The 20,834-nt window shown below is 35.7% G+C and carries 23 protein-coding genes; 8 read left to right on the top strand and 15 right to left on the bottom strand.

Going from position 1 to position 20,834, the window contains the following annotated elements:
• Window positions 1–2: 2 nt before the first annotated feature.
• Both cbpA and BM211_RS03090 read right to left on the bottom strand, forming a co-directional pair.
• Entirely contained in the window at window positions 3–629 is a 627-nt protein-coding gene (cbpA, locus tag BM211_RS03095) for a cyclic di-AMP binding protein CbpA (protein ID WP_035435450.1), read from the bottom strand.
• A gap of 161 nt (window positions 630–790) precedes the next feature.
• Complete coding sequence (locus BM211_RS03090) at window positions 791–1,420, bottom strand: class II aldolase/adducin family protein (RefSeq protein WP_090995077.1); 630 nt, start codon at window positions 1,418–1,420, stop codon at window positions 791–793.
• A 443-nt stretch (window positions 1,421–1,863) separates the two neighbouring features.
• On the opposite strand from BM211_RS03090, the gene BM211_RS03085 reads away from it, so the two are divergent.
• Window positions 1,864–3,630, top strand: a complete 1,767-nt coding sequence (locus tag BM211_RS03085) for a B12-binding domain-containing radical SAM protein (protein WP_090995074.1) — start codon at window positions 1,864–1,866, stop codon at window positions 3,628–3,630.
• 32 nt (window positions 3,631–3,662) lie between these two features.
• Here BM211_RS03085 and BM211_RS26320 read toward each other — a convergent pair whose 3' ends face one another.
• Complete coding sequence (locus BM211_RS26320) at window positions 3,663–3,815, bottom strand: hypothetical protein (RefSeq protein WP_035435455.1); 153 nt, start codon at window positions 3,813–3,815, stop codon at window positions 3,663–3,665.
• A 293-nt stretch (window positions 3,816–4,108) separates the two neighbouring features.
• Here BM211_RS26320 and BM211_RS03075 point away from each other — a divergent pair, with 293 nt between their 5' ends.
• The gene (locus BM211_RS03075) at window positions 4,109–4,444 is read left to right on the top strand and encodes a DUF3905 domain-containing protein (RefSeq protein ID WP_035435456.1); all 336 of its coding nucleotides are present in this window, start codon (window positions 4,109–4,111) and stop codon (window positions 4,442–4,444) included.
• Window positions 4,445–4,669: 225 nt separating this feature from the next.
• Here BM211_RS03075 and BM211_RS03070 read toward each other — a convergent pair whose 3' ends face one another.
• From BM211_RS03070 to phaR, 5 genes are all read right to left on the bottom strand, one after another.
• Window positions 4,670–6,019, bottom strand: a complete 1,350-nt coding sequence (locus BM211_RS03070; protein WP_035435457.1) for a TrkH family potassium uptake protein — start codon at window positions 6,017–6,019, stop codon at window positions 4,670–4,672.
• Window positions 6,020–6,031: 12 nt separating this feature from the next.
• Window positions 6,032–7,234 (bottom strand): NAD(P)/FAD-dependent oxidoreductase, encoded by a 1,203-nt coding sequence (locus BM211_RS03065; protein ID WP_035435459.1) that lies wholly within the window; start codon window positions 7,232–7,234, stop codon window positions 6,032–6,034.
• Between the two features lie 159 nt (window positions 7,235–7,393).
• Complete coding sequence (gene phaC, locus BM211_RS03055; protein ID WP_035435464.1) at window positions 7,394–8,479, bottom strand: class III poly(R)-hydroxyalkanoic acid synthase subunit PhaC; 1,086 nt, start codon at window positions 8,477–8,479, stop codon at window positions 7,394–7,396.
• An 82-nt stretch (window positions 8,480–8,561) separates the two neighbouring features.
• Window positions 8,562–9,305, bottom strand: coding sequence for an acetoacetyl-CoA reductase (locus BM211_RS03050; protein ID WP_035435466.1), 744 nt, complete (start codon window positions 9,303–9,305; stop codon window positions 8,562–8,564).
• A 154-nt stretch (window positions 9,306–9,459) separates the two neighbouring features.
• On the bottom strand, window positions 9,460–9,927 hold the full coding sequence (phaR, locus tag BM211_RS03045; protein ID WP_035435468.1) for a polyhydroxyalkanoic acid synthase subunit PhaR: 468 nt from the start codon (window positions 9,925–9,927) through the stop codon (window positions 9,460–9,462).
• Between the two features lie 216 nt (window positions 9,928–10,143).
• Between phaR and phaQ the strand changes: the two genes are divergently transcribed.
• The 6 genes from phaQ (at window position 10,144) to BM211_RS03015 (ending at window position 14,263) form a co-directional block, all read left to right on the top strand.
• A complete protein-coding gene (gene phaQ, locus BM211_RS03040; RefSeq protein WP_035435470.1) occupies window positions 10,144–10,593 on the top strand; it encodes a poly-beta-hydroxybutyrate-responsive repressor in 450 nt (149 codons plus the stop codon).
• A gap of 43 nt (window positions 10,594–10,636) precedes the next feature.
• Entirely contained in the window at window positions 10,637–11,161 is a 525-nt protein-coding gene (gene phaP / locus BM211_RS03035) for a polyhydroxyalkanoic acid inclusion protein PhaP (protein ID WP_035435471.1), read from the top strand.
• A gap of 101 nt (window positions 11,162–11,262) precedes the next feature.
• Window positions 11,263–11,706 carry a MaoC family dehydratase gene (locus BM211_RS03030; RefSeq protein ID WP_035435472.1) on the top strand — a complete coding sequence of 148 codons (444 nt, stop codon included), beginning with the start codon at window positions 11,263–11,265 and terminating at the stop codon, window positions 11,704–11,706.
• Window positions 11,707–11,840: 134 nt separating this feature from the next.
• The gene (locus BM211_RS03025) at window positions 11,841–12,026 is read left to right on the top strand and encodes an alpha/beta-type small acid-soluble spore protein (RefSeq protein ID WP_020061915.1); all 186 of its coding nucleotides are present in this window, start codon (window positions 11,841–11,843) and stop codon (window positions 12,024–12,026) included.
• 390 nt (window positions 12,027–12,416) lie between these two features.
• Window positions 12,417–13,223: a TerC family protein gene (locus tag BM211_RS03020; protein ID WP_090995068.1), complete on the top strand. Its 807-nt coding sequence runs from the start codon at window positions 12,417–12,419 to the stop codon at window positions 13,221–13,223.
• Window positions 13,224–13,426: 203 nt separating this feature from the next.
• Complete coding sequence (locus tag BM211_RS03015) at window positions 13,427–14,263, top strand: formate/nitrite transporter family protein (RefSeq protein ID WP_035435477.1); 837 nt, start codon at window positions 13,427–13,429, stop codon at window positions 14,261–14,263.
• Between the two features lie 52 nt (window positions 14,264–14,315).
• Here BM211_RS03015 and BM211_RS03010 read toward each other — a convergent pair whose 3' ends face one another.
• The 7 genes from BM211_RS03010 to BM211_RS02980 form a co-directional block, all read right to left on the bottom strand.
• Window positions 14,316–14,630: a cyclic-phosphate processing receiver domain-containing protein gene (locus tag BM211_RS03010; protein ID WP_035435479.1), complete on the bottom strand. Its 315-nt coding sequence runs from the start codon at window positions 14,628–14,630 to the stop codon at window positions 14,316–14,318.
• A 15-nt stretch (window positions 14,631–14,645) separates the two neighbouring features.
• Window positions 14,646–15,356: a prepilin peptidase gene (locus BM211_RS03005; protein ID WP_090995065.1), complete on the bottom strand. Its 711-nt coding sequence runs from the start codon at window positions 15,354–15,356 to the stop codon at window positions 14,646–14,648.
• 111 nt (window positions 15,357–15,467) lie between these two features.
• Complete coding sequence (locus BM211_RS03000) at window positions 15,468–16,178, bottom strand: LutC/YkgG family protein (RefSeq protein ID WP_090995062.1); 711 nt, start codon at window positions 16,176–16,178, stop codon at window positions 15,468–15,470.
• Window positions 16,178–17,599, bottom strand: a complete 1,422-nt coding sequence (locus BM211_RS02995; RefSeq protein ID WP_035435488.1) for a LutB/LldF family L-lactate oxidation iron-sulfur protein — start codon at window positions 17,597–17,599, stop codon at window positions 16,178–16,180. The genes BM211_RS03000 and BM211_RS02995 overlap by 1 nt, the downstream gene beginning before the upstream one ends.
• 18 nt (window positions 17,600–17,617) lie before the next feature.
• Window positions 17,618–18,334 carry a (Fe-S)-binding protein gene (locus BM211_RS02990; RefSeq protein ID WP_035435490.1) on the bottom strand — a complete coding sequence of 239 codons (717 nt, stop codon included), beginning with the start codon at window positions 18,332–18,334 and terminating at the stop codon, window positions 17,618–17,620.
• Window positions 18,335–18,488: 154 nt separating this feature from the next.
• Entirely contained in the window at window positions 18,489–19,178 is a 690-nt protein-coding gene (locus BM211_RS02985; protein WP_256216826.1) for a FadR/GntR family transcriptional regulator, read from the bottom strand.
• Between the two features lie 267 nt (window positions 19,179–19,445).
• Window positions 19,446–20,834, bottom strand: coding sequence for a sensor histidine kinase (locus BM211_RS02980; RefSeq protein ID WP_035435492.1), 1,389 nt, complete (start codon window positions 20,832–20,834; stop codon window positions 19,446–19,448).

The raw sequence follows: 20,834 nt of genomic DNA, 5'->3' as shown, positions 1-20,834 counted from the left end.
TTCTAAATACGGTCTACATGACTAACTCGAAAACCTTTTTTCTCTAGCTTCGCCACTAACGTTTCTAACTCTTTTTGATTCAAATCATCCGTAATGTTAACAATAAGACGTCTAATATATTGATCACCATTATCTAACGTGAATAATCCTCCAATATTATACACCTTTAACAATGTGCCTAGCTCTTTAATGATTCCTTTCGATTCATGCGTCGCTAATGTCAATATATACCCACCTGTATTCATTCCAAATGAGTCCTCAATCACATCAAAAATATTAGAATGCGTTAAAATACCTATAAATTCATGATAATCATTTAGTACAGCTAAAAATGGCAATCTACGAATGGTATAAAAAGCTCTAAAGAAAGAATCCCGTTCAAAAATAAAAGCCTGCTCATTTTTCATTAGCTCAGAAACACTTTCTTTTCTTTCTTCATGCTCCTTATATTTATTCTCTAACACATCCACTTTATAAATAATACCTTTAAATGTCTTACCGTTCTCTGCTAAAACAGGAATCGCTCTATATCCACTGCGATTCATTATCTCTAAAGCTCGCCCTGCCTCTTCATTTTCGAAGCAATTGACAACTTGTTGCTTCAGAAGAAAATGATATTTAACTCGCAAAATACGTTCCTCCCCACATGATGACATGTAATCTATATATAATAAGGAGAGCCGTATTTTATGAATAAAACTTCAAAAGTAAAACGCTTTCATTTTTTTAGGGTTACTTCCTAACTGATTCCAATTCTCTTTAGGTACTTCTACCTAAAGAGGCCTATCGATTACATCACCGAACTTTTCGTTCCTTTAATCATTAACAATTTTACATGATAATTCATTAAGTACTCTAATCCCTCCAACCATTTTTTTGTTTCTTCTGGCGTTGTTCCCCAAACAATTAATCCGTAATTGTGAACAAGAACTGCTCCGCCTCCTTTTGTAAAGCAAGGCACAGTCTCTTCTAACAAATTCGCAAATTTACTTTCATCTTCTACGATTGGAATTGTAATACTTGTAATCCCTTCTTTCCCAAAAACACGTTCTACATTTCTCTGTTCAAACGTTACTTCCCCTGCTTTTCCATATAACTCTGACATTAAGTGACTATCAACTGTTTGTACTTGTAGAATACATTCCGCCTGGCTTTTTTTATAAATATCTGCGTGCATAAATGATTCAGAAGCCGGTTTCTCATCAATTGCAAATACCGGTTCACATGTACTGTTAACTACAATAAAATCATCTTCCACAAATAACCCTTTATCTTTCCCTTCTATATTAACCAAAAACGTAAGCGGATCATGTGACGTACGCATTGATAAACTAATTTTTGTCCCATAAAACCAGTCACGAAGAGCCAATTCCATCTTAATATCCCGTAATTCTTTCCATTTTTTCAAAAACAATAACACATTGTCACCCCCGTATTGTTATCTTCTATTTCTATGTAAAAAGTAATATTTTTTGATAATTCGAAAAATTTAATTGAATTATCACATGAGAAGACAGTTTTGTCAATATGCTTTCGCCATGTTCCCTAAAAATAAAAAGAGCCCTTATTATAGAGCTCTTTTATTCATCGTAATTTGTAGCATAGCATTCTTCTCTTTCTCACTAATAATCCGTAATTTTCGCAGTATATATGCATATATAATTATCTTCTCACTCACTCTTTTCTTCACCTTTGTCCCTTCTTTCCTTCAGCCAACTTTTTTTCTATTGGTAAATTATATGAGCAGTACGGGAAAAAGTGTCCTTTTTTATGTAAATTCAAGTTCTAGTGAATGTTGTTTTTTTTTCGTATATATGCCTATACTAAACAATGTAATTTAAAATTAAAGTTGAGGGTTAAAAGATGAACATTATTATTAGTACGTTAAACGCAAAGTACATTCATACCAATCTAGCAATTCGTTATATTAAAGCATATGCCCAGCCAGAATTTGATTTAGAGATGGCTGAATATACGATTAACGATCCTGCCATGAATATTGTTACAGATTTACATAGGCGAAAACCTGATGTAATAGGCTTTAGCTGCTACATTTGGAACATAGAAGAAACAATTGAAGTCATTCAAATGCTTAAAAAGATTAATCCAAATCTGATTATTTTTGTTGGTGGTCCAGAAGTTACATACGATGTGCCTCAATGGCTAAAACGTGTTCCTGAAATCGATTTTATTATTGTCGGTGAAGGAGAACTTGCTGTAAAAAACCTTCTATTTGAAATACAAGGTTCACAACAATTTGAAAACCTTGACGGTATTGGATTCATAAAAGATGATGGCACCTATGTAATCAAACCACAGCGTGAGAAATTAAATTTAAAAGAATTGCCATCTCCATATCGTTTTCCAGAAGATATCCCACATTTAAATAAACGTATTACCTATATCGAGACGAGCCGTGGTTGTCCGTTTAGCTGTCAATTTTGTTTATCTTCTATTGAGGTCGGCGTCCGTTACTTCGATCGTGAACGTATTAAAGAAGATATTCGCTATTTAATGCAAAATGGTGCACGCATTATTAAATTCGTCGATCGTACTTTTAACATTAGCCGTAGCTACGCAATGGAAATGTTTCAATTTTTAATTGATGAACACGTAGATGGAACCGTATTTCAATTTGAAATTACAGCCGATATTATGAGGCCTGAGGTCATTGAATTTTTAAATACACATGCTCCTCCAGGTTTGTTCCGTTTTGAGATTGGTGTACAATCTACAAATGATCAAACAAACGACCTTGTAAAACGACGTCAAAACTTCGAAAAATTGACAAGAACAGTTACAATGGTTCGCGATGGACAAAAAATCGCACAGCACCTAGACTTAATTGCCGGACTTCCTGAAGAAGATTATCAATCCTTCCGAAAAACATTTAATGATGTCTTTGCTTTAGGACCAGAAGAATTACAACTTGGCTTTTTAAAATTGCTGCGTGGTACAGGTCTTCGTCTTCGAGCGGATGATCATCAATATATATACATGGAAAATGCACCATATGAAATGCTTGGAAATAATGTCCTATCATTCGATGATATTATTCGAATTAAACAAGTTGAAGATGTATTAGAAAAATATTGGAATGCTCATCGTATGGACAACACGGTGTCATATATCGTATCACACGCATTCGAAACACCTTTTGACTTCTTCCAAGAGTTTGGCTCTTATTGGGATACACAAGGATGGATACGAATCGGACACCAACTAGAAGATTTATTCCAGCGTCTGTATCAGTTTCTACAATCAAGAAAAACTGATAAGCTCCATATCATTAAAGGGTTAATGACAATCGATTATTTACATAATCATAAATATCGCCCACGTAAATCATGGACAACAGAACAAAGGACAAAAGAAGAGGTAAATGCTTATTATAAAGGAATTCTAGAGCATCCAAACATTCTAGGAGACCAATTTGTTTCTCTTCAATTGACAGAAAAGGACCTATATAAACACACGATTGTAGAGCAAATACCATTTGATTACCACCATTACATAAAGCACGGTGAAATGATTTCAAATCCTTCTTTCCTTGTCGCTTACTACAATCCGAAAACGACACAATGTGAGTTATTCGCAGCTCGTGTCAGCGAATTATCAACATTAATATAAGGATAAAAAAATGAGACGTTTGTAAAAACGCCTCATTTTTTCTTGCCTTTTTTTGAATTACGATTTGCATATTTTGCAACATTTTCATTTTCATACTCAACTGCAAATTCCGCATCCGGCAAACTTTCTTTTGGCGTTTGATTGTTCTTTGCAGCTGCGTTACGACTCACCTTTCGTTTTACCATACGAAACACCCCTTAATTCTTTCTATAAAATTAATGCTTGTAGTACTAATATGGACATTGAAACTCTACCCTATAGATGGTAACTGTTAACAAGTTACGAACACACAATATGAGGAAATGCTATAAAACAGGAAGGTCTATACACCTTTCTACTTAAATACAAGTTGAAATACTGACATAAAAACCCCTTTTTTATGTAGACGAGAGCTTCTGAACTTGCATAGAAACAGTCAGGGCCTGTTTCTGCCACATGCAAGGTTTAAAACAAAAGAAGAAAGCAAGGAGCGATGTATGTGAAGAAAAACGAACCGATCGACTCTCCTATTCTTGACGAAACAATTCCGCATCAAATGAATTTTCCTTCTTTTAAAGGAACTGGCATCACGATGCAGCCACCATTCACCAATGAGTATGGCGTGATTATTGGCGATAGCCAATATAATTCAGAAAATAGCCCCCTAAACGATTGGAGTGATGATATTGACCCTGCTATTATGGCCGGAGATCAATGGATACATCCAACAAATGATATTGGCTGGATTGCTGAAGAAAATCAGGAATTACTGCAAAAGAACAATAATGATTCAGAAGATACTTTTATGCATCCTCAGTTTGGTATTAACGATTAATGTAAAAAAGGCTTCTCCAAAAGTGAAACTTTTGGAGAAGCCTTTTATTCTTATATAAGGATCTGACTAAAAAATTCACTTTTTAGTCAGATTCCTTCACTTTTCGATATGATACAGTTCAGCGGATTGACTACTTGTATGTCGAATAACGTCGAAGTGTCTTTATTTCATGTCGAATCGCCGATATATTGCAAAGAACGGTCGATAACGGAAGTCAGCTTCTTCTTATCCAACAATGACCCGTTCTTTCGGATATTTATATCGAGGAGGTCTCTCTCTTCCCCCAATTACCCATATGAACGTTAAAATACCAATCCGTCCGATAAACATAAGCACAATTAATACTAACTTTCCAATTGTTGTGAGTTCTGATGTAATTCCCGTCGATAATCCAGTCGTTCCAAATGCTGAACACACTTCTAGGACGAGGTTCAATAATGGAAATGGTTCTGTTATACATAAAATAAATATTGCTACCGCACATAGCAATGCACCCATCAATGCAACAACAAATGATTTTATAATATCCTCTTCATGTAATTGTCTCCCAAATACCCGTACATTTCTACTACCTTTTGCAAAGTTATACAATACGAGGATACAAACGGCAAATGTTGTTGTACGAATACCGCCGCCAACAGAACTTGGAGAAGCTCCAATAAACATTAATATACTCATAAAGAACAGCGTCGGCGGTGAAAATTCTTGAATATCTATCGTTGCTAGGCCGCCACTTCTGGTTGTAACAGATTGAAACAATGTATAAAATAACATTTCATGCCAGGATTTCCCGTGCAAAAAATGATTCCATTCTAACAAAAAAATAACGATCGTTCCAACAATGACTAGAGAAAAGAACGTTGTCGTTGTCAGTTTTGTAAATAACGAGAATCGAAATAATTCATGTTTCTTTTTGCCAATATATTGCTTGATCTCCATTAACACCGGAAAACCAATTGCACCTAAAATAATGAGAAACATATGAATAATTTGTACAATATAATCCTCTTGATACGGTATAAGCGATTGTCCTGTTAAATCAAATCCAGCATTCGTTGTCGCACTAACAGATGCAAAAAAACCATGGAAATACGCTTCCTTCCAGCCAGGAAAGTAATGTAAAAATCTTGTTCCTAACAAAAGTGCACCAAGCACTTCAATCGAAACGATTAATATTAAAATAGAGCGCATTAACTGAACCAGTCCTGCTAAATTCCCTTGATTTTGATCTGCCATAATTAAGCGCCGCTGCTGCAAACCTATTTTCTTCCCTGTGATCATCCAAACAAACGTCCCAAGTGCCATAATGCCAAGCCCACCTAATTGTAAAACAAGTGCTAATATCACAATACCTGCTGTATTAAATGTATCGGGAATTGACACAGTAGATAAACCGGTCACACTTACTGCACTAACAGATATAAATAAGGAATCAATGAATGTCCACTTCACTCCTGGTTTTATAACAAATGGCATGCTTAATAATATAACAGACACAATCACAGCAATGCTATAAAATACAGCGATGAGCTGTACAGGCCTTAAACGTTGTAACCATTTTCTAATAGCTTTCATTCCATCACTTCTTTAACTTTTTTTGCGGTGAAATACTTCAAAATCCGAACTACTTCCGCATGTAAACAATTCTTGAAATATTTTTGCAAATACCATACTATAAACGGTACCGTTCCCTCCATAACCTAATGCATAATAGAGATTTCCAATCGATTCATCCTCTTTCAGAATAGGCATTCCATCATGCGTTCCGCCAAATATGGCTGCCCAATAATATTCTGCTTGTATATGTTTCAACTGTGGAAATAATTTTGATGTCATTTGAACAAGAAGGTTTCTTTTATGTAGTAAATGTGTATCACCATACTTTTGTAACATAGTCGGTTCATCTAAGCCACCGATGATAATTCGATTTTTATAAGTGCGGCAATATAAATACGGACGTGCAGTTTCCCAAATTAGCGACTGCTCGTACCATCCCTCAAAGTTTGGTTGCTCATTTGTAACAATTGCATAGGAAGTTGCCAAAGTTGCATTTGCTTCTTTTTTCGTCTGTTGCGTTTCGTATCCTGTAGCTACAATAACAGCTTTAGATATAATTTTCTTTCCGTTGTTTGTATAACAGATTATATCTTTTTGAACAGATTTAATATGAACAACCTCTGTATCTTCAAAAATAGCCGCTCCATTCTTTTTTGCTTTATGAATAAGGCTATGTGCCAATACATACGGATTCACTTCCGCATCTCCTCTTGTATATAAAGCAGCTGGTTTTGTAAATGAATAACGTTTTTTTATATCTTCTTCTGTAAAAAATTCAACAGGAAAACCATATTGTTGTAATGTTTCATATTCTTCTCGTAGAAATAAAGCATCATCTTTATTACTTGCATAATACAAGCTTCCTCTACGAATAAATTCGGGATTCATATCCAATTTTGTTGCCACTTGCTCCAAAGTATTTATTGCATCATAACATAATTGATATGCACGAACCCCTTTTTCTTCACCAAATGTATGAACAAACGAAGTTAATGATTTATCGTGAGCATATTGCAACAATCCTGTATTCACAAGCGTACTTTCACTTGCAACTTTCCCTTTATCGATAACTGCCACTTGTAGTCCAATTATTGATAACATATATGCAAGATGAGCACCCGTTTCACCACTTCCAATAATAAGCACATCACATATCATATCATTTTCCAGCATTTCATAACAAGGTATAGAAATCCCTTCATTCCAAAACAATTTTCCGAATCGAAGTTTCATGAAATCTCTCCTAAAATAAAGATGCATTTCTTTGTCTTATTATTTTTCTTTATTTCCCATAAAAAAATCCAGATAGTTTTCACTAACTGGATTTTTCTATCACGCTCTAACAGCGCTATCTTCAATTTTTCTCGATTGCCAACTGCCTGTGGTTTCGCGTTATTTTGAACGTTCCTCAAGCCAATTTCCAACGGTTGGATATGTTTGTTTTACCGCTGCTTTGCCGTATACAATTGACATATGCCCCGTTGGAATACAAACATACTGCTTATCAACGCTAGAAATATGATCTAATAAAGCTTCCACTTGACATGGAAGTGCTATATGGTCACGTTTCGCAGAAATATTTAATACATTTGCCTTAATGTTTTCTAACTTCACCTGTTGACCGCGAATCACAAGCTCACCTTTTACTAACTTATTTTTTTGATAAAACTCTCGAATCCATTGACGATATGCTTCTCCTGGAAACGGAATCCCATCTGCAACCCATTTTTGAACTAATCTCCAACTTTCTACAAACTGCTCATTTTCTGAACGATCAAGAAGTGCTACATACGGACCGACAAAATTCGAAATTGGCTTTAACATTTTATTCCCAAAATCAATCATTTCCGGAGGGATATTGCCAAATGTATCCACCGCTTTATCTAAGTTAAAATATTTCTCATCTAATAGCGGTCCATATAACCCTGTATCAGAGAAATCGAATGGACTCGTCATAAAAATTAAATTACGAATTGGCATATGCGGATGAAGTGCAGCGTAAATAGAAGTTAATGTTCCCCCCATGCAATAGCCAAGCAAAGATATTTCTTCTGCATTCGCTGTACGCAATACTTTTTTGACAGCTTTTGCAATGTAATCAAGCACAAAATCATCAAATTTCAAATGACTATCTTCTAAACCGAACGTTCCCCAGTCGAGCATATATACATCAAAACCGCGGTCTACTAAGTATTCTACTAAACTATTCCCTGGCGTTAAATCCATAATATAAGGCTTATTAATAAGAGCATAAATTAACAAAATAGGAACAGAATGTGTCTTTTCTTTCTTCGGAATGTAACGATATAACTTCGTCTTATTTTTCGTCCAAATTACCTCTTTCGGCGTTAACCCTACTTGCGGCTCTGGTTCACGAAGTAACACTTCACTCGCTCGTCTAAAGCGTTGGTATGCCTTTCGATATTCCTCTGGATACAACTCTAATTGCTTTTCCCATTCTGCTCTCAACGTTGTCATGTTCACAACTCCTTTATTTTTATTTCTTCTAGAAAGAAAGAAGCGCATACCTATCATAGACATGCACTTCTTTGTTGTTAGATTACATATATAAACCGCCATTAATATTTAATTGCTGACCTGTAATGTACGCACCATCTCGGCAAAGGTATACAACACCTTTTGCAATTTCATCAGCTTGACCGAAACGTTTCTTTGGAATTTTCGCAACAATTTGCTCACGAACGTTTTCTGGAACTTCCGCTACCATCTCTGTATCAATAAAGCCTGGGCAAATCGCATTTACTGTTACATTTGTTCTTGCAAGTTCTAATGCTAAAGATTTTGTAAATCCAATCATACCAGCTTTTGCAGCTGAATAATTTGTCTGTCCAAATCCACCAGCTTGCCCAATAATAGAAGAGATACTAATAATTCGTCCCTCTTCAGCTTCCGTTATGTATGGAAGTACAGCACTTGTTGTATTAAATACACTGCTTAAATTTACATCAATAACGCGCTCCCAATCTTCACGATTTAACTTTTTAAATGTACGATCTCTTGTAATTCCAGCATTATTAACTAAAATGTCTACTTTCCCAAAGTGCTGTACTGTTTCTTCAACAAGACGCTTTGCATCTTCTAACTTAGAAACATCTGCTTGACAAGCGTATACATCATGTCCTTCTTTTGCGAGCTCATTCACAAGGTTCTCAGCAGCTTCTTTACTGCTATTGTAGTTAATTACTACCTTTGCACCTTCTGCTGCTAGTGCCATTGTAATTGCCTTTCCAATCCCTTTTGCTCCACCCGTTACAATTGCTACTTTTCCATGTAATTGAGCCATTTTTGCTCCCCCTTTGTTATAATTTGCGGTTACATGATGGATGGATTTCGCCTAGATGTACACCGCATAATGCATGTATACATTTATAAATAATATATCGCCCTAGAAAGAGGTTCTCCCTTCCACTTTCTGAACAAATATATATTTAACGAAATTATTTTTTAGGATCTGGTTTCGCTTGTACAGCTGGCACTTGTAATTTTTCTAATATTGCATTCTGCCCCTCTAATAGCTCTAAAACTTTATCTAATTTATTTTCTAATGTTCGAATATCTTGTTTCACTTTTGTTACATCACGTTTTATTGTAGGTGATTGTCTAATGGATTCTGTATTTTCCTCCAAAAACTCTTCAATATTGTCAACTTTGTTTTCTAAATTAATAACAAGAGAAGCAACTCGTGCAATATCTTCTTGCGTTGGAATATTCACTTTCTCTAAATACCCCTTTGTTGCATCGTTCATCATCTTTTGATAAAACAAGTTCAAATCTAAAACGCTTCCCATCCATGCAGAATACTCTTCTGTCTTGACTGTTTCATTAAGCGTTTTTCCCCAAAACTTTTCTGTCTGTTCGTAAACTTCCTTCCAAGCTTGTAGTGGATCGAGTTTTTGTTCAATCAATTCTCCTACACTCCTTCATTTCGTTATTAAAACAAATAAAAACAATTGAAATAATTCAATCTATTCATTATTTTCCGATATTCTTTCAGAAAGTTCAAGGGTATATTTATTTTTTCTATTTTCAAAAAAATCAATTGACAAAAAATACAGATAGGTGTAAATTGCACATATAAGAAAAAAATCCCAATTAACTGATTCATGAGGTGATGCACAATCATGCTACAAAATGAACCAGAAAAAAAAGAAAGTTTGGAAACGGCCCAAACGAAACAACCAAACTCCATGCCGAAAAACTTCTTAGTTCCATTTCTACTTCTCTGTCTTAAAGACTGGAGTCTTCACGGTTACAAACTCATTCAAATGCTAATGGATATTGGCTTTTCTTCTATTGATCAGGGTAATGTATATAGAACTTTGCGAAAGTTAGAAAAGGAAAACCTCATATCTTCCACTTGGGATACAAGTGAAGGAGGTCCAGCAAAACGAATTTATTCTTTAACGGAATATGGAGAAGAATATTTAACTTCTTGCGCTACGTCATTTGAACAATACCAAAAGATGCTTCGTACATTTTTTAACCTATACACAAATGCGTTCTTCCCATTTTCCACAGTTTCAGTAAAGGATGAAAAATCTTCATCATCTTCTGGTGATACAGCAGATTAATCTGCGTTCACAATATGTAAAAATTTTATTTGGAGGTCAAGTCATGGAAACGAAACCACACGAACTTGTTGATACATTCTGGAAAAATTGGTCACACTCTCTTTCTTTTTTCTCTTCAGCAGGAAAACAAATGGAACAACTTACATTAGAAACGTTGAAACATCAGCAGGAGTCTTTGCATAAATTAACAGAAAGTACACAAGAAATTGAGAAAGAAATCCAGCAATTTTCAGCACAAGCAAACGCGCAATACTCTGAATACGTTAAACAATTTTCCGGAAATTCCTTCAATGAACAAATGGATGGATGGCAAGAAAAATGGAATGAACTTTCCAATCATATGCAGCAGCTAACTGTGTCTCCAACAAAAGCATCCCTATCTTTACTTTCACAAACAAGCGAACAATTCGAAGAAGCAGTAAAACAATTAATTAACCAACAACAACAACAACGTGAAGAGGTTCAAAAACAAATGGAAAGTTTTTTAGAAGAATTCAAATCCATGCAACTAGACCTCGTAAAAAAGTTCGAGGAAAACTCAAAAAATCTATTTACTTCCATGAAATAAGAAAGATGTGGCAACTGACTGCAAAAAATACGCTTTCCCTTCTTTCTCCCTTTGCATCTGGACCGCTCACATTTTTCAACATGGAAAAGAAGGAGGAAGAAATGAATCCTTTTCGAGAAGCAGAATCTGTTCAAGAGCTTTATTATGATGACATTCACTTAGGGGATCGAGCTTCTTTAACAAAGACCATTGCAAACGAAGATATTATTACGTTTGCAAAACTTACAGGCGATGTAAATCCAATTCATCTCCTTGATTCTTTTGCTAAAACAACGATGTTTAAAGAACGCATTGCCCATGGTATGCTCGTTTCTAGCTTTATTTCAACAATACTTGGCACAAAGCTTCCTGGAAAAAATACCATTTATTTATCACAAAACATCGCATTCCGTGCCCCTGTAAAAATCGGAGATACATTACGTGTTGTCGCTGAAGTCATTGAAAAACGCGACGATAAAAGAATTATTACATTACAAACAAACATCTATAATCAATACGATAAAGTTGTTGTAGAAGGCACAGCAACCGTTATGAAAAAAGAGTAGCGCTGCTACTCTTTTTCATTTCCTCCAAGAACTGTTAGTCTCTCCGATTACTTCCGCGTATGAGTGAAATTCAAACACATACAATAACATCATCAGCTCTTATAAGCTGAAAATGAAAAAAGGGGTTTTATACTATGGCAAAAACAAATAAACTACTTGTTCCTGGTGCTGAACAAGCATTAGAACAGTTTAAGTATGAAATTGCACAAGAATTTGGTGTGAATTTAGGCTCTAACACAGCTTCTCGTTCAAACGGATCTGTCGGCGGTGAAGTGACAAAACGCCTCGTTTCTCTTGCACAACAACAATTACGTGGATAATAATATAAACAATGGATTTGAGGCGGATATTCTCCGCCTCTTTTTTAGCGTACATAAAGTGAAATATTCACACAAAACTCTTTTAGCAGATTGACAAACTTTAGCAGTACTTATATACTGTACGTAATAGCATATTTCCAAAGGGGAGTAGCGTCAGAGAAAATATTCTCTGAAACAAAGTCGTCATTACGTGGAACCATGTTCCTCCGGCTTTGTTGGCATAGTTTATTACATATGTCTAGCAAGACCTTTGCCTATTAACGGCAGAGGTCTTTTTTGCATTCATTTCTAAATTCCTCCGCCGTTGATAGAGCTTATTTTGGGGAAGCTAAACAACGGGGAATTTTCTTCTGTTTGTTTAGCGCTTGTACAAACGAGAGGAGATTGTAAATGGAACTATCTTTATTATTGGAGTATGGTTGGGTATTACTTATTTTAGTCGCTTTGGAAGGAATTTTAGCAGCAGATAATGCACTTGTCCTTGCAATCATGGTTAAACACTTACCGGAAGAAAAACGTAAAAAGGCTTTATTTTACGGACTTGCAGGAGCATTTGTATTCCGCTTTGGATCATTGTTTATGATTTCATTTCTTGTCGATGTATGGCAAGTACAAGCAATCGGTGCCATTTATTTAATGTTTATCGCTGGTAACCATCTTGTAAAAACGTATGTTAAAAAGAATGCAGCTCATCAAGAAACAGAGAAAAAAGAGACAGAGAAAAAACAAGAAAACTTTTGGTGGACTGTATTTAAAGTAGAAGTTGCTGATATCGCGTTTGCTGTTGACTCTATTTTAGCAGCTGTTGCATTAGCAATGACATTACCGAAGACAAATCTTGGTACAATTGGCGAACTTGATATCGGACAGTTTGCTGTTATTTTCGCAGGCGGTATGATTGGATTAATTATTATGCGCTTTGCCGCATCCGCTTTCGTAAACTTACTGCAGCGTAAACCAGGATTGGAAACTGCTGCATTCATGATTGTCGGTTGGGTTGGTGTGAAATTAGCAGTTTATACGTTAGCTCACCCTGCATTAGGCGTCATCCCACACGAATTCCCAGAATCAACTACTTGGAAATTAACATTTTGGATTGTATTGCTGTCAATTGGTGTAGGTGGTTGGTTCTTATCAAAAGAAACAACGCCAAACGTACAACAAGATTCAAAACAATATAACGAAAAAGCGCTGTAATTTCAGCGCTTTTTCCTTTTTCTCCATAGATAGAGTTTCTCAATTTTGAAAATATATTATACAATATTTTGTTCAATATTTCACAAAAATGTTGTCCTTTTTGTGAAATATTGAACAAGATTATTGAAAGTAAGAACAAATACGTGTAATTTATTCATATAAAGAATATTAATAAATGATTTATTGAAGGAGCGTAATGTTTTATGCTAGAACAAGGAGTAGATTACCTAGTACAGCTCGCAAAGAAAAAGAAAAAAATGTTAGATAACAATCCAATGCAATATTTCCTTCGGGCAGCGCTAGCTGGTGTCTATATGGGTTTTGTTATTGTACTATGTTCTAAATTAGGAAATTTCTTTCATGATGCACATTCACCCGCAACATATTTTGCATTCTCTATATTTTTTGGAATTGCACTTATTTTAATTATATTTGGTGGAGCTGAATTATTTACAGGAAATACAATGTATTTCACCGTTGCAACTTTACGTAAAGAAACAACTGTTATCGATACACTTCGCAACTGGGGTGCTTGTTATATAGGAAACTTAGTAGGAGCAGTATTTTTGGCATTGCTATTTTATGCAACTGGTATTTATGAAACAATAAGTCACAATCACTTATTAAATGTAGTTGCCACAACAAAGATGGGCGCATCAACAACACACATATTTTTCAAAGCTATTTTATGTAACTGGCTCGTTTGTCTTGCATGTTTCCTTCCATCACAAGTAAAAGGAGATACAGCTAAAATAATTATGATATTTTTAACTGTATTTACTTTCTTCATGTCAGGATATGAACATAGCATCGCAAATCTAGCCATCTTTTCAATTGCTTTACTTGTTCCACATCCTGATACAGTTTCTTTTGCAGGTGCGATTCATAACTTAATTCCAGCTACAATCGGTAACATAGTTGGCGGATCTGTTTTTGTTGGTATGGTTTATCATTATTTGACTAAAACGAAATCTGCAAAACCAGAAATCGATTCCGAACAAACTGAAGAAATTATTCCATTGTCAGCGCAAGTAAAATAAGATGAAACTTTTATTGAGCGAGCATTCCAAATTGATTGGAATGCTTGCTTTTTTAGTAACTTCCAACACATTTAATTATAATGGACGAAGAAATTTCTCCAGACTCTTTTCCTTTTTGTATCCGCGCTAACATATAATGTTGTCCAATCGAATCATTCGTATGAAGATGAATTTCCTCCACATGTAATCGTTCTTTACAAAATACATCTACGAAAAATAGCCCATTTCTCTGACGAAATCCCATATTATAATCAAGTGATAACGTATGTATCTTATAATTCCGCATGAGATCCAGCGCTTGTTCGACTGTCGTCGCTAGTGTAAAACCAGATGGGCACGGTCTTTGATCATCCATAAATACATTCATCTTATCCCCCCTCCTCTACATACTATATGTACATATAGTACCAAGTGCAATAAAAGGCGCAAAAGGAAGCGGTTCATTATATGTCATACGTTTTAGAGCAATTGAGATAATAAGAAAACAAAGACCAAATAATGATGAGAAACAAAGTGATAACAGTATCACTTTTGTTCCAACGACAAAACCAAGTAAAATAAATAATTTTACATCCCCTCCTCCGATTCCTTTTGGATAAATAGTTTGAATGATATATAAGAGCATAAACATGACCATTGCTCCTAACAATCCATCCCACCATAGCGATGGCTGTATAAAAAAACGTTCGATTAAAAATAGTCCTGCAAAAAAGAGTAAAATTTGATTTGGAATAACCATATAAAGAAGATCTGTAATGGAAACAATAAGAAGAAGTGATAACAGCGTCCATGCAATAATAAGCTGCCCATCAGCCCCAACAAAGAACGCTGTAAGAAGAAATAACACTCCGGAAATGCCTTCAAATAATGGATGTAAATATGAAATTTTTATATTACATTGCGTACACCGTCCTTTTTGAATACAAAATGATAAAATGGGGATTAACTCTTTTAGTTGTAATACATGGGAACAATGAGAACAATGTGATCGTGGTTTTATGATGGAATAACCGAGTGGAATCCGATACGCAACAACGTGATAGAAAGAGCCTAATATTAAACCAGTGAAAAAAGCATATACATAAAATAGCATTTCATTCTCTCCTTTCTCGCCTAGTATAACAAGAAAAGGTAACACATTGTATTTTCAAAAATTCATCTTTCTCCATAAAAAAACAGGCCCTTATAAGGCCTGTTTCTTCATTTATACAACAAAATAAAACGCTTTTAATGGTCCATGTACACCAACAACAAGGTTCATTTCAATGTCAGCAGAGTTACTTGGTCCTGTAATAAAATTAATGCAAGAAGCCGGTGCCTCTCCATTTTCTACACGTGTATTCAAATCACGTACCGCTTGTGTAATACGCGGCACGATTGTTTCACGTGGAATAATGGCTACATAAATAGTTGGTAGAAAGTGTAATGAACGCCCTCTTCCTTTATGACTTTGCACGACAATTGTACCTGATTCTGCTAATGTATAGTCACTAAATGAAATTCCGATATTTGCTTGTTCGGCTAACTTCATGTTTTCTTCTTTCTTCGCTGGGTCCCAAACATGCACTTCTACATTTTCACCAGGAAGTTCCGCTTCAAACAATTGCTGCAGTCCAAACTTTTCAAAACGATCATCTTGAGATAACATAATTGGTCCGCCGCCGTTTTCCGTGACAACTTTCTTAATTGCAACACTTAATTCATCTCGATTTGTTTCAATAACAGTCGTATGAATGTTGTTACATTGCTTCTTGAATACTTCTAATAATTCTTCTTGGGAGTAATCATGTAACGTTTCTACATTCACATTGTTTTTCCATACCGGACGCTGTACCCCTTCTGTTTTGCGTTCACGTCCAAGCTGTTTTGCGATATTTTCTAAAAATGAATCGCGATTTTGAATCGTTCCTGCCATTAGTTATTCCCGCCTTTCTTATGCTCTTTATACCAATCGCGGAATCTTTCTTTGCTTGGCGCTGGGAATTCACGAATTTCCGTCCAATTTTTCAGCGGTCCCACACCTTTAGAAACACGATTACCAGATGTAAATGGGCTCATTGCAGCTGGTGCCATTTTCGATCCCATTTTGTATAAAGCAGCTGACGAAGCACCCATACTAAACATTTTCATTGCAAGCTTTTCTGCAAGTGGTGCACGTCCTTCTTTTTCTACAATTACTTGGCGGTGTTTTAATAACAAGTCATGTAATGGAATTTTTACTGGACAAGCTTCTGTACATGCTCCGCATAAACTAGATGCATATGGAAGTTCTTTATAATCATCGTATCCACCTAAAAGCGGTGTTAATACTGCACCGATTGGCCCAGGATAAATGGATCCGTAAGAGTGACCACCAACATGACGATATACAGGACATACATTGATACATGCTGCACAGCGAATACATTGCAGTACTTGACGGAACTCAGAACCTAAAATTTCAGAACGGCCATTATCGACAACAACTAAATGAAACTCTTCCGGTCCATCTACTTCCTCTTCTTGAATTGGTCCTGCTACGGTTACATAACTTGTTAGTTTTTGACCAACAGCGCTACGACATAGTAAACCAACAAGAACATCAAGCTCTTCCATCGTTGGAACCATACGTTCCATACCCATTACCGCAATTTGTGTTTTCGGAATAGACATAACAAGGTCTGCGTTCCCTTCATTTGTTACTAAACAAAGAGAACCTGTGTTAGCAACTGCAAAGTTACATCCTGTTATCCCGATTTCTGCATCCATAAATTTTTCACGAAGAATTTTACGAACAAATTTCGTCATTTCATATGGATCATCCGAGTTTTCATATCCTAATTTTTCTTTAAATACATCACGAATTTGCGTTCTATTTTTATGAAGTGCTGGCGCAACAATATGAGATGGTGGGTCATTGTCCACTTGTAAAATATATTCTCCTAAATCACTCTCAACAACTTCACAACCGATTTCTTGAAGGACATGGTTCATACCAATTTCTTCTGTTACCATCGATTTTGATTTTACAACTTTTTTCGCTTGTTTCTTTTCAGCTACTTGTTTAATGTATTCAGCTGCCTCTTCTTTCGTTTTCGCAAAGAAAACATGACCGCCTCGCTTTGATACATTTTCGCTCAGTTGCATTAAATAATAATCTAAATTTTCTAGCGTATGCTGACGGATTTGTTCACCAAGATCTCGCCATTCTTCCCAGTTTCCTAGCTCCTCAGCTGCTTCTAAACGCTTTGTGTATAAACGCGTTTGTGCAGATGATACAGCCCCGCGCATAAACGAATCTTGAAGATTTTCACCAACACGATCATTAAATTTTTTATCACTCGTTTTCATAGACATAGCTTAATTCCCCCTCCATCAGCGGCTATTCAACACTTCAGCAATATGCATTACTTTCACATTTTTTCCTAAACGCTCGATACGTCCGCCAATGTTTAACAAACACCCACAATCTGCTCCAATTAAATAATCAGCACCTGTTTCCATGACACTATCCACTTTTTCATCTACCATCTGTTCAGAAATTGGCGTCATTTTTACCGAGAACGTTCCTCCAAAACCGCAGCAATTTTGTACATTAGGTAACTCTCTCACTTCTAAGCCCTTCACATTTGATAATAAAATGCCTGGAGCTTCTTTTACTCCTAGTAAACGCGTCATGTGACAAGATTTATGGACCGTTGCTACGCCATCCAAACGAGCACCAACGTCAGTAACTTTTAACACATCAACAATAAATTGTGTTAATTCATACGTTTTTTTAGCTACTTTTTGCGCACGTGGTCCCCATTCTGGATCATCCTTAAATACATGTGGATACTCGTGAAACATTGTCGCACAAGAACCAGAAGGTGTAACGATATACTCAGCATTTTCAAATGTGCTAATCATATGCTTCATTGCTTCTTTTGCTGCTTCTACATGGCCACTGTTGTAAGCCGGTTGTCCACAACAAACTTGCGCTTCTGGAAATTCAATTTCACAACCTAATCGTTCTAAAATTTCAACCGTAGCTTTGCCGACATTTGTTTCAAACATATCGACTAAGCATGTAACAAACAATGTAACTTTCATATTATAGCTCCCCCTCATTTCAACTCAGTCAATATTCATATGGTCATCAGATGACTTAGGAAAAAGAAAGAAACGAGACATTAACTGCTCATATTTATTCTTTCTTTAGAAAACACTAACTTATACTCTCTCTACTTTATCAAAAGGTATAAACTTACGAATTTGTTTCTTCAATGCCTGTGACCATATACTCCACATTCGTTAGGTGATTTTGCATCGCTTGCTGCGCTGCTTCAACATCATTCTCTAACACTGCTGCATAAATTTTTCGATGCTCTTCTAGAAGTCGTTCTGCTGTTGTTTGTTCACCATATAAAATAATTCGTCTTGTTTCACCGATTGCTTCAGCAATCATTTCAGAGACATGGTTCATTAATTCTAACAAAATATTATTATGTGAAGCTTCTGCAATTGCCATATGGAAATGAAAATCTGCTTTTTCACCAGCTTGTTCATCTCCGATTCCCTTTTGCATCTCATCTAACCAGTGCTTCATATTGTGTATATTTTCTTCTGTACGTTTTAACGCTGCTGCACCAACTACTCCTACTTCAAGCACTTTTCGTACTTCAAATAAATTCACAATATCTTCTTGTTTCATCAGCAAAGTTGAATTTAATGATGATGTTAAAGAAGAGGCAGTAAAATTCTTCACATATGTACCTTCACCTTGTTTCATCTCAATTAAGCCCATTGCTCGCAATGCGCTTAACGCTTCGCGCACAGCAGATCTGCCAACTTGAAACTGCTCCGCCAATTGGTGAACAGGAAGAAGTTTATCACCAGGCTTTAATGTACCATTTTTAATCATTCCTAAAATGGCTTCCGATACTTCTTCGTAAATTTTTTTTGGTTTAATAGATTTGTATTCCAGTTGTATCACCCCAGTATCATCCAAACAACAATGACAACAATTTATCCCGCGCTAACGGGCAGTAAAACTCTCACCTCAAGATTCTGAGAAGTGAAAAAGATAAGCAAAAGTTACCGTTTCACTTTATTCAGAAAATAGCATCCATATCTATTTTAGAACTAAATGCGCAGAAGTACAAACATTTTGTTCATAAAATAGACAAAATTAGTTACTCCGACATTTCCCCCTATTTCTTCATTATGATAAGATAACTGGTAACTGAATCAAAATTGTCGTTCCTTTTCCTTCTTCACTTTCAATTTGCCACGTTCCATCGTGAATATGCACAATTTGTTTTACAATCGCAAGACCTAGTCCCGTTCCACCATTTTGACGGCTTCTCGCTTTATCTACTCGGTAAAAACGTTCTCCTAACTTTTCAAGATGTTCGGCACCAATGCCAATCCCATTATCTTTAATTTGCAATGTACATTGTCCTGCTTGTTGCTCTAATTGAACATGTATCGTCCCGTTCTCACCTGTGTAGCGAAGCGCATTATCTATTATGTTATGAAGCACTTGTTGCATCCGATCTTCATCAATGTTGACAATAATATCTGGATCAAGAGTTGTCTGCAATGTAATTTGTTTTTCTGTTACTTGTAATTCATATGTCTCTAATACATCTTCAATTAACTGCGTAAATACAATCGGCTGTTTTTTAAGAGGAAAACGTTCTCCTTCAAGCTGTGCTAAATCTAATAAATCATGAACAAGACGTTGCATACGTCCCGCTTCTTTATGAACAAGCCCAGTAAATTTTAACTGTTGCTCTCCTTTTGCTACACCGTCAATAATCGCTTCACTATATCCTTTAATATAACTAAGAGGAGTTCGCAGTTCATGTGACACATTTGCTAAAAATTCTTTTCGCTGCACATCCTCTTCTTCTAGTGCACTTGCCATCTTATTAAATGCTTTACCAAGCCGACCGATTTCATCTTCTGATGAAATTGTTATTCGCTGTGAAAAATCTCCTTTTGCCATACGATTGGCAACGTTCTCCATTTGTGAAAGCGGCTTTGTAATGGCAATAACAATTTTCCGACCAATCCATACAGTTAACACAATCATGACAAAGGCAAGAGGAGCTAAAATGAGTCCCATTTCATAAATTAGATCTTTAATACTCTTTAAAGGAATATAAGAATATACAATACCGACCAATTTTTTATTGTCTAATACAGGAATAACGATGCCCATAATGTTACGCTGAAAATGTTCTTCATATCCCATCTTTGTAATCGTCTTTCCTTCTAACAGTGTTTGCCGGTCATTCTCACTAATAATTGAATTGTAATGAACATCAAATGGAAGACATGCACTTAAATCGCGTGGATTATCCACAAACAATACATCAGCACTCGCAATTTTATCAAATGATTTTACTTTTTCTTCAAATACCCCTACAGGCTCACCGGCTCTATATTGTGCAACAAGACGATTCCCTTCTGCTTTTAATGTATCTTCAATATTTTGGACATATAATTTTTCATACGAATATAATGAAACAAAATATAAAAACGAAACTGTTATACAAACCGCGCATGCAACTGTAAGCCATAACTTTTGTACCATTGTAAACAT

Origin of the sequence: Bacillus sp. 491mf (assembly GCF_900112415.1) — a bacterium.
GTDB lineage: Bacteria > Bacillota > Bacilli > Bacillales > Bacillaceae_G > Bacillus_A.
This window is presented reverse-complemented; position numbering and strand designations above follow the sequence as displayed.

Coding starts and splice junctions, on each gene's coding strand:
- BM211_RS03050 (WP_035435466.1), bottom strand. CDS start 9,305: ATGGCTCAATTACATGGAAAAGTAGCAATTGTAACGGGTGGAGCAAAA.
- BM211_RS03005 (WP_090995065.1), bottom strand. CDS start 15,356: ATGCTATTTTATGTATATGCTTTTTTCACTGGTTTAATATTAGGCTCT.
- BM211_RS02980 (WP_035435492.1), bottom strand. CDS start 20,834: ATGTTTACAATGGTACAAAAGTTATGGCTTACAGTTGCATGCGCGGTT.
- BM211_RS26320 (WP_035435455.1), bottom strand. CDS start 3,815: ATGGTAAAACGAAAGGTGAGTCGTAACGCAGCTGCAAAGAACAATCAA.
- BM211_RS03010 (WP_035435479.1), bottom strand. CDS start 14,630: ATGAATGTATTTATGGATGATCAAAGACCGTGCCCATCTGGTTTTACA.
- phaP (WP_035435471.1), top strand. CDS start 10,637: ATGGAAACGAAACCACACGAACTTGTTGATACATTCTGGAAAAATTGG.
- BM211_RS03000 (WP_090995062.1), bottom strand. CDS start 16,178: ATGGCAGGAACGATTCAAAATCGCGATTCATTTTTAGAAAATATCGCA.
- BM211_RS03085 (WP_090995074.1), top strand. CDS start 1,864: ATGAACATTATTATTAGTACGTTAAACGCAAAGTACATTCATACCAAT.
- BM211_RS03030 (WP_035435472.1), top strand. CDS start 11,263: ATGAATCCTTTTCGAGAAGCAGAATCTGTTCAAGAGCTTTATTATGAT.
- BM211_RS03025 (WP_020061915.1), top strand. CDS start 11,841: ATGGCAAAAACAAATAAACTACTTGTTCCTGGTGCTGAACAAGCATTA.
- BM211_RS02990 (WP_035435490.1), bottom strand. CDS start 18,334: ATGAAAGTTACATTGTTTGTTACATGCTTAGTCGATATGTTTGAAACA.
- BM211_RS03015 (WP_035435477.1), top strand. CDS start 13,427: ATGCTAGAACAAGGAGTAGATTACCTAGTACAGCTCGCAAAGAAAAAG.
- BM211_RS03065 (WP_035435459.1), bottom strand. CDS start 7,234: ATGAAACTTCGATTCGGAAAATTGTTTTGGAATGAAGGGATTTCTATA.
- phaQ (WP_035435470.1), top strand. CDS start 10,144: ATGCTACAAAATGAACCAGAAAAAAAAGAAAGTTTGGAAACGGCCCAA.
- phaC (WP_035435464.1), bottom strand. CDS start 8,479: ATGACAACGTTGAGAGCAGAATGGGAAAAGCAATTAGAGTTGTATCCA.
- BM211_RS02995 (WP_035435488.1), bottom strand. CDS start 17,599: ATGTCTATGAAAACGAGTGATAAAAAATTTAATGATCGTGTTGGTGAA.
- BM211_RS03020 (WP_090995068.1), top strand. CDS start 12,417: ATGGAACTATCTTTATTATTGGAGTATGGTTGGGTATTACTTATTTTA.
- BM211_RS03070 (WP_035435457.1), bottom strand. CDS start 6,019: ATGAAAGCTATTAGAAAATGGTTACAACGTTTAAGGCCTGTACAGCTC.